8 protein-coding genes are annotated in these 12,034 nt (G+C 65.7%); 2 read left to right on the top strand and 6 right to left on the bottom strand.

The features are described from left to right. Positions 1 to 36: 36 nt before the first annotated feature. The 5 genes from typA to E3O57_RS12725 all read right to left on the bottom strand — a co-directional run bounded on the left by typA (position 37) and on the right by E3O57_RS12725 (position 7,536). Positions 37 to 1,947: a translational GTPase TypA gene (typA, locus tag E3O57_RS12745; protein ID WP_088455616.1), complete on the bottom strand. Its 1,911-nt coding sequence runs from the start codon at positions 1,945 to 1,947 to the stop codon at positions 37 to 39. Positions 1,948 to 2,192: 245 nt separating this feature from the next. After that, on the bottom strand, positions 2,193 to 3,941 hold the full coding sequence (locus E3O57_RS12740; protein ID WP_088455615.1) for an ABC transporter ATP-binding protein: 1,749 nt from the start codon (positions 3,939 to 3,941) through the stop codon (positions 2,193 to 2,195). Then, the gene (locus tag E3O57_RS12735; protein ID WP_088455614.1) at positions 3,938 to 4,882 is read right to left on the bottom strand and encodes an ABC transporter permease; all 945 of its coding nucleotides are present in this window, start codon (positions 4,880 to 4,882) and stop codon (positions 3,938 to 3,940) included. Before E3O57_RS12735 ends, E3O57_RS12740 begins: the two co-directional genes overlap by 4 nt. Next, the gene (locus E3O57_RS12730) at positions 4,872 to 5,801 is read right to left on the bottom strand and encodes an ABC transporter permease (protein ID WP_088455613.1); all 930 of its coding nucleotides are present in this window, start codon (positions 5,799 to 5,801) and stop codon (positions 4,872 to 4,874) included. Before E3O57_RS12730 ends, E3O57_RS12735 begins: the two co-directional genes overlap by 11 nt. 115 nt (positions 5,802 to 5,916) lie before the next feature. After that, the gene (locus E3O57_RS12725) at positions 5,917 to 7,536 is read right to left on the bottom strand and encodes an ABC transporter substrate-binding protein (RefSeq protein WP_103459500.1); all 1,620 of its coding nucleotides are present in this window, start codon (positions 7,534 to 7,536) and stop codon (positions 5,917 to 5,919) included. Positions 7,537 to 7,849: 313 nt separating this feature from the next. On the opposite strand from E3O57_RS12725, the gene E3O57_RS12720 reads away from it, so the two are divergent. Together E3O57_RS12720 and E3O57_RS12715 are read left to right on the top strand one after the other, a co-directional pair. Beyond that, positions 7,850 to 8,242 (top strand): thiol-disulfide oxidoreductase DCC family protein, encoded by a 393-nt coding sequence (locus tag E3O57_RS12720; protein ID WP_103459501.1) that lies wholly within the window; start codon positions 7,850 to 7,852, stop codon positions 8,240 to 8,242. Continuing rightward, positions 8,239 to 9,084, top strand: a complete 846-nt coding sequence (locus tag E3O57_RS12715; protein ID WP_103480136.1) for a CPBP family intramembrane glutamic endopeptidase — start codon at positions 8,239 to 8,241, stop codon at positions 9,082 to 9,084. The genes E3O57_RS12720 and E3O57_RS12715 overlap by 4 nt, the downstream gene beginning before the upstream one ends. Before the next feature lie 14 nt (positions 9,085 to 9,098). Here the strand turns inward: E3O57_RS12715 and gcvP are convergent, their stop codons facing one another. Further along, the gene (gene gcvP, locus E3O57_RS12710; protein WP_103480137.1) at positions 9,099 to 11,996 is read right to left on the bottom strand and encodes an aminomethyl-transferring glycine dehydrogenase; all 2,898 of its coding nucleotides are present in this window, start codon (positions 11,994 to 11,996) and stop codon (positions 9,099 to 9,101) included. Positions 11,997 to 12,034 lie beyond the last annotated feature (38 nt).

The raw sequence follows: 12,034 nt of genomic DNA, 5'->3' as shown, positions 1-12,034 counted from the left end.
CGGAACAGGATGCCTGCGGTCAGATCAAGCTGCGAACTAGTTCGCGTCCTGCTTCTTCAGACGCGACACGTTGCGCTGACGAGCGGATGCGGCGAGCTCCACCTTGCGGATACGAACGACGGCGGGGGTGACCTCGACGCACTCGTCTTCGCGGGCGAATTCCAGGCACTGCTCGAGGGTGAGCTGCTTGGACGGCGTCATCGACTCGAAGGTGTCTGACGTGGACTGACGCATGTTGGTCAGTTTCTTTTCCTTGGTGATGTTGACGTCCATGTCGTCGCCGCGCGAGTTCTCGCCGATGACCATGCCCTCGTAGACCTCTTCGGTCGGGTTGACGAAGAACTGCATGCGCTCCTGCAGTGCGATGATGGCGAACGGCGTCACAACACCGGCACGGTCGGCGACGATCGAGCCGTTGGTGCGGGTGTTGATGGTGCCGGCCCAGGCCTCGTAGCCGTGGAAGATCGCGTTGGCGATACCGGTACCGCGGGTGTCCGTCAGGAACTCGGTGCGGAAACCGATCAGGCCGCGCGACGGAACGATGAATTCCATGCGGACCCAGCCGGTGCCGTGGTTCGCCATGTTCTCCATGCGACCCTTACGGGCGGCGAGGAGCTGGGTGATCGCACCGAGGTACTCTTCGGGCGAGTCGATGGTGAGGTGCTCGTACGGCTCGTGGATCTTGCCGTCGACGCGCTTGACGACCACCTGCGGCTTGCCGACGGTGAGCTCAAAGCCTTCACGACGCATCTGCTCGACCAGGATGGCGAGAGCGAGCTCGCCACGGCCCTGGACTTCCCAGGCGTCCGGACGGCCGATGTCGAGAACTCGGAGCGAGACGTTACCGACGAGCTCCTTGTCGAGACGGTCCTTGACCATGCGGGCGGTGAGCTTGTGGCCCTTGACCTTGCCGATGAGCGGCGACGTGTTGGTGCCGATGGTCATCGAGATGGCGGGGTCGTCGACCGTGATGGTCGGCAGCGGGCGCACGTCATCGGGGTCGGCGAGGGTCTCACCGATGGTGATGTCGGGGAAACCGGCGACGGCGACGATGTCACCGGGGCCGGCGCTCTCGGCCGGGTACCGGTCAAGTGCCTTGGTGATCATGAGCTCGGTCACGCGCACGTTGGAAACGGTGCCGTCGTGCTTGACCCAGGCCACGGTCTGGCCCTTCTTGATGGTGCCCTGGAAAACGCGCAGCAGCGCGAGGCGGCCGAGGAACGGCGAGGAGTCGAGGTTGGTGACCCAGGCCTGCAGCGGGTGCTCGTCGTCGTAGACGGGAGCGGGGATGTGCTGGAGGATCGCTTCGAAGAGCGGCTCGAGGTCGTCGTTGTCGGGCAGTGAGCCGTTCTCCGGCTTGGTGAGGCTGGCGGCACCGGCACGGCCGGACGCGTAGACGACGGGAACGTTGAGGACCAGGTCGAGGTCCAGGTCGGGCACGTCGTCGGCCATGTCGGAAGCGAGGCCGAGGAGCAGGTCCTGGCTCTCTTCGACGACCTCATCGATACGGGCGTCGGGACGGTCGGTCTTGTTGACCAGGAGGATCACGGGCAGGTGCGCCTCAAGTGCCTTCCGGAGCACGAAGCGGGTCTGCGGCAGCGGGCCCTCGGAAGCGTCGACGAGGAGCACAACACCGTCGACCATGGACAGGCCGCGCTCGACCTCTCCACCGAAGTCGGCGTGGCCGGGGGTGTCGATGACGTTGATGGTGATGGGGCCGTCAGTGGCGTGGATGCCCTTGTACGAGATCGCCGTGTTCTTGGCGAGGATGGTGATGCCCTTTTCGCGCTCGAGCTCGTTGGAGTCCATCGCACGCTCTTCGGTGTGCGAGTGCTCGGCGAACGAGTTCGTCTGCTGCAGCATCGCGTCGACCAGCGTCGTCTTGCCGTGGTCAACGTGGGCAACGATTGCAACATTCCGGAGGTTATTGCGGGTAGCAATCGCCATAAAAATAGATCCTTACGAAGAATGGATGCCGCGTAAAATCACGTGCGGCGCAGAGTGGATGAGTGGGATCTCTATGGACCCAAGGGTCTATCCTACCGTATTCGGCCCGTCTCGCGTCGGGCGAGTATCGATCGCTCCTATATACAGTGCGTTCCCGGCACCTGAACAGCCGGCAAACGCTCCCCGCCCCCAGACGACGACTGCCCCCCGGCGCAGGCCGGGGGGCAGTCATTTCACACGCGGACCTAGCGGCCGAACTGGAAGTTACCGCCGGGAATGGCGGCCAAAAGCTCCTGCGTGTATGCCTGCTGCGGGTTGTCGAACACGTCGTCAGTCGACGCGGCCTCCACGATCCGGCCCTTCTGCATCACGCACACGTTGTCGGCGACGAGGCGCACCACGGCGAGGTCGTGGGTGATGAACAGGTAGGTCAGGCCCAACTCGGTCTGCAGCTCGGTGAGCAGGTTCAGCACCTGCCCCTGCACGAGAACGTCGAGTGCCGACACGGCCTCGTCGAGCACGAGCACGTCGGGCTTGAGCGCGAGCGCTCGCGCAATGGCGATTCGCTGGCGCTGACCGCCGGAGAGTTCACTCGGGTACCGGAATCGCGACGACCACGGCAGCGAGACCTGGTCGAGGAGTTCCTTGACCCGCTCCTGTCGTTCCTTCGCAGTCCCGACGCCGTGCGCTAGCAGCGGCTCCGCGATGGTGTTGCCCACGCTGTACTGCGGGTCGAGGGAACCGTACGGGTCCTGGAAGACCGGCTGCACGCGGCGGCGGAACTTGAGCAGTTCCTTGCCCTTGAGCCCGGCGACGTCCTGACCGTCGAACTCGATCGAGCCGCTGGTGATGCTCTCCAGCTGCAGCACGAGCTTGGCGACTGTGGACTTGCCCGAGCCGGACTCGCCGACGAGGGCCGTGGTGGTGCCCTTCTGAATGCCGAAGGTGACGCCGTCGACGGCCTTGAGTTCCTCGCTGCGCAGACCCTTCTTGCGGATCCGGTACACCTTGGAGATGTTGTCGATCGAGATCAGGTCCTTCACGGGAGCGAGGCTCTCGCGCTCGGCAGCCCTGGCGACCAGGGTGTCGTCCAGGGAACCGCCGCCGTAGATCCCGGAGTCGCCGACGGACGCGTGCTTGGCCGACTGGATACGCCGAGAAGCCAGGCTCGGTGCCGCAGACACGAGCCGCTGCGTGTACGGGTGCTGCGGGTTCGCCAGGATCTCCTGCGAGGGACCGGACTCGACGATCTTTCCCTTGTACATCACCACGAGCTGTTCGGCGCGCTCCGCGGCCAGGCCCAGGTCGTGCGTGATGAACAACACGCTGGTGCCGTAGTCGCGGGTCAGAGTTCCCAGGTGGTCCAGGATCTGACGCTGCACGGTGACGTCGAGCGCCGAGGTGGGCTCGTCGGCGATGAGCAGCTTCGGCCGGGCGGACAGGCCGATGCCGATCAACACGCGCTGGCGCATGCCGCCGGAGAACTGATGCGGGTACTGCTTGAGTCGGTCCGCAGCGTCGCTGAGTCCGGCTTCCTGCAGCACCTGGATGGTGCGGGCGCGCGCTTCCTTGCCCTGAGCGAGTCCGTTGGCCTTGATGGCCTCCTCAACCTGGAAACCGATGTTCCAGACCGGGTTGAGGTTGGACATCGGGTCCTGGGGCACGTAACCGATCAGGTTTCCGCGCACCGCCTGGATGTCTTTGGGGCTGAGCTTGGTGAGGTCACGGCCCTCGAAGAGCACCTGGCCGCCGGTGATCTTGCCCGCGCCGGGGAGCAGGTCGATGATCGCCTGCGCCGTGGTGGTCTTGCCGGAGCCCGACTCCCCGACGATGGCGAGCGTCTGGCCGGAGTACAGGGTGATGTCCACGCCGCGCACGGCAGGAACGAGGCCGCGCTGGGTCTGGAAACCAACCTCGAGGTTGCGAATCTGCAGCAGGGGCTGCTCGTCGCTCTCGACGCCCCCTGGGTTGGTGTCTGTCAGTGTCTGGCTCATCGAAGCGCCCTCGCCTTCGGGTCAAGCGCGTCGCGCAGAATGTCGCCGAGCATCAGGAACGCGAGCACCGTGATGGACAGGGCGGCCGCGGGGTACAGGAGCACCTGCGGGTTGGTAACAAGGGATGTCTGGGCCTGGCTGATGTCATTACCCCAAGACATAACGCTGGTCGGCAGGCCGATGCCCAGGAACGACAGGGTGGATTCGGCGACGATGAACGTGCCGAGTGACACCGTGGCGATCACGATGACCGGGGCGATCGAGTTGGGGATCACGTGGCGCAGCAGAATCCGGAACTTCGACACACCGAGAGCTGTCGAGGCCATCACGTAGTCGGAGTTCGTGGCCGACAGCACCGCACCGCGCATGATGCGGGCGATCTGGGGCCAGGCGAAGATCGACAGCACGAAGGCCACCGAGGTGGGCGTCGCGGCCGGAAGCACCGACATCAGCACGATGGCGCCGAGGATGGTGGGGATGGCGAAGAAGATGTCGCCGACGCGGGAGACGATTGCGTCGAGCCAGCCGCCGTAGTATCCCGCGAGGGAGCCGAGGATGACTCCCATGAGGGTGACGAGTCCGGTGGCCAGGAGGCCGACGGTGACCGAGGCCCGGGTGCCGAAGATGGTGCGCGCGTACACGTCGCAGCCTTGCCGGGTGAACCCGAACGGGTGACCGGCTTCTGGTCCGCCGTTGCTGTTCGCCAGCTGGCAGTCGAGGTTTGGCGACACCGAGGTGAACAGTCCGGGGAACAGTGCGACAAGGGCGATGATCAGGATCAGCACTGAGGAGATCCAGAACATCGGCCGGCGGCGCATCGAGTCCCAGGCATCCGCCCAGGTGCTGCGAGCCTTCTGCGACTCGTCGAGACGGTCAATCGGGGCTACCGGGGTGTCTTCCAGCTCCGCGACGAAGTGGGCCTGGCCACTCTTATTTGGCATAACGAATCCTTGGGTCCAGAGCTGCGTACAGCAGGTCGACGAGCAGGTTGGCGAGCACGAAGATGACCACCATGACGGCGATGAACGACACCACTGTGGTGCTCTCGCCGAGGACGATCGCCTTGTACACGGTGCCACCGACGCCGTTGATGTTGAAGATTCCCTCGGTGATGATCGCGCCGACCATGAGCGAACCGAGGTCGACACCCAGGAACGTCACGACGGGAACGAGGGAGTTGCGCAGCACGTGCACCGTGACCACGCGGCGCCTGGAGAGGCCCTTCGCGGTGGCGGTGCGAACGAAGTCGGCGTTGAGGTTGTCGGCGACGCTGGCGCGGGTGAGGCGCACGATATAGGCGAAGGACACACTGGCCAGAACCAGGGCGGGGAGGATGAGTTCGCCCCACGGAGCCTCACTGCTCACTGTGGTTCTGAACCAACCTAATTGCACGCCGAAAATGAGCCTGAACAGGAAGCCGAGTACGAAGGTCGGCACGCTGATCAGGAGCAGGCTCACCACGAGGGCGCTGGCGTCGAACCACTTGCCCTTGCGCAGGCCCGCGACGAGTCCGACGAGGATCCCGGCGAAGGCTTCGAAGACGAGGGCCAACATGGCCAGGCGGAAGGTGATCGGGAATGCCCCGGCCATCACATCGCTGACCGGTCGCCCGGAGTAGGTGGTGCCCAGGTCGCCCTGGAAGAAGTTGCCGATGTAGATCAGGTACTGCTGCAGCAGCGGCTTGTCCAGGTTGTACTGGGCCCGGATCTGTTCGATCACGCCGGGTGCCGGCGGACGGTCGCCGTACAGCGCAGCGATCGGGTCACCCGGTAGGGAGAAGACCATGAAATAGATCAAGAATGTCGCCCCGAAGAAGACGGGGATCATTTGGAGGACGCGCCTGCCTGTGTACCACAGCATCAGGTGAGCTCCGAGAATCTTTTATGCATGAGGATCGCAATCACTGAATGAGTCTAGTCAGTGCAATGTCCGGGGCTTGACGCCCCGGACATTGCACTGCGGGTGGAACTAGGAATTAACCCTTGGTGATCTGGTAGTAAAGCGGGACGGAATCCCAGCCGAACACCACGTCGCTGACGGTGTCAGCCCAAACGCCGTTGACGTTGGAGTACCACAGCGGGATGGACGGCAGGTCCTTCAGCAGAACCTCCTGTGCAGCCTGGTACTTGGCGGTGGCGTCCTCGACGGTTTCTGCCGCGGCGCCTTCCTTGAGGAGACCGTCGAACTCTTCGCTCGAGTAGTCCTCGTAGTTCGAGCCGGCACCGGTCTGGTACAGCGGAGCGAGGAAGTTGTACATCGACGGGTAGTCGCCCTGCCAGCCGGCACGGGTTCCACCGGTCAGTGCGTCGTTCGAGCGGTCTTCGAGTGCTGCGGCGAACGTCGGGTACGGCTTGCCGGTCGCGGAGATCCCCAGCGTGTTGACGACGCTGTTGATCACGGCGTCGACCCAGGCCTGGTGGCCACCGTCAGAGTTGTACGCGATGTCGAACGTGGAGTCGCCGAACGGTGCGATGGCGTCAGCCTTGGCCCACAGCTTGACGGCCTCTTCCGGGTTGTATTCGAGAACTTCGGCGCCTTCGAGCTGGTCGGAGTAGCCGTCGATGACGGGAGAGGTGAAGTCGGTTGCCGGGGTACGGGTGCCCTGGAAGATGACGTCGGTGATTTCCTCGCGGTTGATCGACATCGAGATCGCTGCACGACGCAGCTTGCCCTCTTCGCCGCTCCAGTGCTCGAGGTAGTACGGCATGTTGAAGCCCTGGAAGATGGCTGCAGCCTGGTTCACCGAACGCTCGCCGAATTCGGCCTCGTAGGTTTCGAACGCGGAGTCCGGAACAGCGTCCAGCACGTCGAGGTTGCCGCCCTGTACGTCCGCGTACGCGGCGTCCTGGGTGGAGTAGAACTTGATCTCGAGTCCACCGTTGACGGGCTTGCGCACGCCTTCGTAACCGGGGTTGGTCACGAGGCTGATCTTCTCCTCGTGAACCCAGGCACCCTCGCCATCGAGCATGTACGGGCCGTTGCCGATCGGGTTTTCACCGAAGGCGGCCATGTCGTCGTACGCGGCGGACGGCAGCGGCATGAAGGCCGTGTAGCCGAGGCGCAGCGGCCAGTCGGCCTCGGGCGAAGCGAGCTCAACCGTGAAGGTCGTGTCGTCGACGACCTTCAGGCCGGTCAGTTCGGAGTCAACCTCGTAGTCGAAGCCCACGATGTCGTCGAAGAAGTAGGAGGCGCTCTGGGCGTTGCTGAAGAGCGCGCCGTAGTTCCAGGCATCCACGAAGGACGAAGCCGTGACGGGTTCGTCGTTGGTGAAGGTCCAGCCCTCTTCCAGCGTGACGGTCCAGTTGGTAGCGTCGTCAGACTCGATCGACTTGGCGACCTCGTTCTCGATCTCGCCGTCAGCGTTGTACGAGACCAGGCCCGCGAAGATCGACGTGGCGATCTTGCCGCCGCCGGTCTCGGTGGTGTTGGTCGGGATCAACGGGTTCTGCGGCTCGCTGCCATTGGTGCTGACAACTGCGGACGCGTCGCCGGCCGAAGTGGCCTCTTCGTCGTTGGATGTCGCGCAACCCGAAAGCGCCAGAGCGCTCACCGAAATGAGCGCGAGGGCGCTGAGGCCCATGCGGGATCTCTTCAAAATTCCTCCTGTGCAAAGGTGAAGGCGCCGCCGTGGCCGAAGCCCGTAGCAGCGCGCTAGTTATCAAAACCCTAGGTACGTCAGGCGCCGGGAGCAAAACCTCACGGTAAACGTTACACAGCAGTAATGAAAGACGCACGATTCTTGCGCTTCACGCCGATTTCGCGGTTTTTTCTGCGAATCCCGCGAGGATCTCTCACGAAGCTTGGGACCAAGGTCCCCCCGACGCATGCAAGCGTTTTCAAATCCCACCGCGTAAGGATCAATTGGCCCGAAAACACGCGCGCGAGCACCGAGGGCGCAAAATAGAGGAATGCCGACCACCCCGCCCGAACAGCCCGCCACGCTCATCTTCGACGGCGACTGTGGGTTCTGCACCACCGCGGTGCTGTGGCTCCAGCGCACGCTGCCCCGGGTGCCGGCCACCGCGCCGTTCCAGTGGACCGACCTCGCTGCCTTCGGTCTCACCGAGCAGCAGGCCAGGAGCCGAGTGTGGTTCGTCGCGGGGGGCCGGCACTACGGCGGCGCTGCCGCGGTGGCAGCGTTGTTGCGTGGCCAGCCGGTTGCCGCACTGCGGGTGCTCGGTTGGCTCGCCACGGTGCCGCCGTGGTCGTGGGCGGCCGCGGCCGGTTACAGCCTCGTGGCCCGCTACCGCTATCGGTTGCCGGGAGGCACCCCGGCGTGCCGGATGCCGAGCGCGACATGAGCGACTACCCCTCCGACCCGGCTGATCCCCCGGCCCCCTCCGCGCAAACCCGCTCCCCCTCGGCGGCCGCCGATACTCCGGCGTTATCGAGGGTGCAGCTGAAGTGGGAGATCGCGATCGTGCTCGGGCTCTCGCTCGGTGCCTCCGCCGTGTACTCGATAGTGTCGATCATTTCCCGGCTCACGGCCGAGGTCGCGCTCAGCGATCAGTCGGCGACCATCAACGGGTCGCAGTCGACGCGCGAGTGGCTGGACTTCACCTACCAATTCCTCGGCATCGTCTTCACGTTGTTCCCGGTGGCCCTGGTGCTCTACCTGCTCTGGCGGCCCGGGCAGAGTGGGTTCCGTCGGCTCGGGGTGGATTTCACCGAGCCGCGCCGGGATCTGCTCCGCGGCGGCGGCCTTCTGCTGCTGATCGGCATCCCGGGACTCGGGCTCTACCTGGCCGGCCGCGCGCTGGGTTTCACGGTGGCCGTGGTGCCCTCACCGCTGGACACCTTCTGGTGGACGATCCCGATCCTGATCTTCTCGGCGATACGGAGCGCACTGAGCGAAGAGCTCATTGTGGTGGGCTACCTATTCACCCGGCTGCGCGAGCTGGGTTGGAGCGCCTGGACCATCATCATGTCGGCAGCTCTGCTGCGCGGCAGCTACCACCTCTATCAGGGCATCGGGCCGTTCGTTGGCAATGCCCTGATGGGAGTGGTATTCGGTTGGTGCTACCTGCGCTGGGGCCGGGTGATGCCCCTGGTGATCGCGCACTGGGTGCTCGACATCGTCTCCTTCGTCGGCTACCCACTCGCCCTGCTCTGGTGGCCTGCGCTCCTCGCCCCCACCTCCTAGTCCCGCGGCCGGGGTTACTCGAACGCCTCGGGCGGCGGGCAGGCGCAGACCAGGTTGCGGTCGCCGTAAGCGTTGTCGATGCGACGCACCGGCGCCCAGTACTTGTTGCGGATCAGGGTGCGCACCGGGTAGACCGCGGTTTCGCGGTCGTACGGATGCGTCCACTCCCCTTCGATCACCGACTGGGCGGTGTGCGGGGCGTTCCGCAGCGGGTTGTCGTCGGCCGGCCAGGTGCCGGCGGCGACGGCATCCGCCTCGGCCTTGATGCCGATCATGGCCTCGATGAACCTGTCGATCTCGCCGAGGTCCTCGCTCTCGGTGGGCTCCACCATCAGGGTGCCCGCGACCGGGAAGCTCATCGTGGGCGCGTGGAAACCGTAGTCGACGAGGCGCTTGGCCACGTCGTCGACGGTGACCCCGGTGGCCGCGGTGAGCGGGCGGAGGTCCAGGATGCACTCGTGCGCGACCAAACCGTTGTCGCCGGCGTAGAGCACCGGGTAGTGGCCGCTGAGCTGCTTGGCCACGTAATTCGCGGCGAGCACCGCGGCACCGGTGGCCTGCTTGAGCCCGTCGGCGCCCATCATCCGCACGTAGGCCCACGAGATGGGCAGGATGCTCGGGCTGCCGTAGGGCGCGGCCGAGACGGGTCCGCCACCGTGGACGACGGTTTCGGTACCGGTGCTGCCGAGCAGGTAGTGCTCATCGTCCTGCGCGAGCGGGTGCCCGGGCAGGAACGGGGCCAGGTGCGCCTTGGCCGCGACAGGTCCGACGCCGGGTCCTCCCCCGCCGTGCGGGATGCAAAAGGTCTTGTGCAGGTTCAGGTGCGACACATCGCCGCCGAAGTCGCCGAAGCGAGCGAAGCCGAGCAGCGCGTTGAGGTTGGCGCCGTCCACATAGACCTGGCCGCCGGCGGCGTGCACGGCGGCGCAGATCGTGCCGACCTCGTGCTCGTACACGCCGTGAGTGGAGGGGTAGGTGATCATCAGCGCGGCGAGGGTCTCGGCGTGCAGGGCGATCTTGGCATTCAGGTCGTCGAGGTCCACGTTGCCAAGCTCGTCGCAGGCCACGACGACGACGCGCATGCCGGCGAGGACCGCGGAGGCGGCGTTGGTGCCGTGGGCACTGGACGGGATCAAGCAGACCGTGCGGTCCACGTCGCCGTTGGCGAGGTGAAAACCGCGGATGGCGAGGAGTCCTGCGAGTTCGCCCTGGCTGCCGGCGTTCGGCTGCAGCGACACGGTGTCGTAGCCGGTGACGTCGGTGAGCCAGGTTTCGAGCTGGCGGATGAGTTCGAGGTAGCCCTCGACGTCGGCGCGCGGAGCGAACGGGTGCAGTCCGCCGAACTCGGGCCAGGTGACGGCCTCCATCTCGGTGGCGGCGTTGAGCTTCATAGTGCAGGAGCCCAGCGGGATCATGCCGCGGTCCAGTGCGTAGTCGTAGTCGGCGAGGCGCTTGAGGTAACGCATCATGCTCGTCTCCGAGCGGTGCGTGTTGAACACGGCGTGGGTGAGGTAGTCGCTGGTGCGGGCCAGGTCGTCGCGCAGCCGGCTGTTGGAGTTCGCGACGAAGGCGAAGTTGCGCGATTCCGGGCCCCCGAAGGCCTGGGCGACCCGGTGGATGTCGGTGTGTGTGGTGGTCTCGTCGACGGAGACGCCGACGGTGTCCTGGTCCACCAGCCACAGGTTGACGCCGAGGTCCCGCGCGTTGTCCACCACGGCCTGGGCCCAGCCGGGCACGCGGGCCTGCAGGGTGTCGAAGAAGTCGGCGTGAACCAGCTCGATGTCGAGGTCCTCGAGGTAGCCGGCGAGCCGGTCCGCGTGCCAGGCCACGGCGCCTGCGATCTTTTTGAGGCCATCCGGCCCGTGGTACACCGCGTACATACCGGCCATGACGGCCAGCAGCACCTGAGCGGTGCAGATGTTCGAGGTGGCCTTGTCACGACGGATGTGCTGCTCGCGCACCTGCAGCGACAGCCTGTAAGCGGGGTGGCCGGCGGCGTCGACGCTCACGCCCACGAGGCGACCGGGCATCTGGCGCTCCAGGCCCTTGCGCACGGCGAGGTAGCCGGCGTGCGGTCCGCCGAAGCCCATCGGCACGCCGAAGCGCTGGCTGGTGCCCACGGCCACGTCGGCGCCGAGTTCGCCGGGTGAAACGATCAGAGCGAGCGCGAGCAGGTCGGCGGCGACAATGGCCAGGGCCTTGTTCTCGTGCGCGAGTGCGATCACGCCGGCGGGGTTCCAGACGCGGCCGGAGGCTCCCGGGTACTGCACGAAGATGCCGAAGTAGTCGCCGAGGTCCTCGGCGGTGGTGTTCTCGTCCAGGGGTAGCACGGTCAGTTCGATGCCGAGCGCGTGCGCGCGGTTGCCGAGCAGCGCGTGGGTCTGGGGCAGCGCATCCGCGTCGACGATGAACCGGTTCGACGGCGACTTGGAGGCGCGGCGGGCCAGCAGCATGCCCTCGACCACGGCGGTGGATTCGTCGAGCATCGACCCGTTGGCGGTGGCCATGCCGGTGAGATCGGCGACCATGGTCTGGAAGTTGATGATGGCCTCTAGGCGGCCCTGGCTGATTTCCGGCTGGTATGGCGTGTACGCGGTGTACCAGCTCGGGTTCTCCAGCACGTTGCGCTTGATCACGGCGGGCGTGATCGTGTCGTAATAGCCAAGCCCGATCATCGAGCGCTTCACGGTGTTCTTGTCGGCCAAGCCGCGCAGCTCCTGGATGGCCTCTCGCTCGGTCGCAGCCGGCGGCAGGGTGCTGTCGCCGCGGGTGCGGAACTGCTCGACCTGGATGGAGGCCGGAACGGCCGCGTTGACGAGCGATTCGACGCTGTCGTGGCCGAGGACGGCCAGCATGCGGGACTGCGCGTCGGCATCCGTGCCGATGTGACGCTGGGTGAAGGGCTGCGACATGTGGGGAAGGCTCTTTCCGGGGTCTGGTTCGGTGGTGC

The organism is Cryobacterium sp. TMN-39-2, from assembly GCF_004402745.1.
Classification (GTDB): Bacteria; Actinomycetota; Actinomycetes; order Actinomycetales; family Microbacteriaceae; genus Cryobacterium; species Cryobacterium zongtaii.
Note: the sequence above shows the minus strand (reverse complement) of the source record. Positions and strands in the feature narration are given on the sequence as shown.

Bases quoted from the DNA above. Each gene is read 5' to 3' on its own strand.
- typA (WP_088455616.1), bottom strand. From the start codon at position 1,947: ATGGCGATTGCTACCCGCAATAACCTCCGGAATGTTGCAATCGTTGCC.
- E3O57_RS12740 (WP_088455615.1), bottom strand. From the start codon at position 3,941: ATGAGCCAGACACTGACAGACACCAACCCAGGGGGCGTCGAGAGCGAC.
- E3O57_RS12735 (WP_088455614.1), bottom strand. From the start codon at position 4,882: ATGCCAAATAAGAGTGGCCAGGCCCACTTCGTCGCGGAGCTGGAAGAC.
- E3O57_RS12730 (WP_088455613.1), bottom strand. From the start codon at position 5,801: ATGCTGTGGTACACAGGCAGGCGCGTCCTCCAAATGATCCCCGTCTTC.
- E3O57_RS12720 (WP_103459501.1), top strand. From the start codon at position 7,850: ATGCCGACCACCCCGCCCGAACAGCCCGCCACGCTCATCTTCGACGGC.
- E3O57_RS12715 (WP_103480136.1), top strand. From the start codon at position 8,239: ATGAGCGACTACCCCTCCGACCCGGCTGATCCCCCGGCCCCCTCCGCG.
- gcvP (WP_103480137.1), bottom strand. From the start codon at position 11,996: ATGTCGCAGCCCTTCACCCAGCGTCACATCGGCACGGATGCCGACGCG.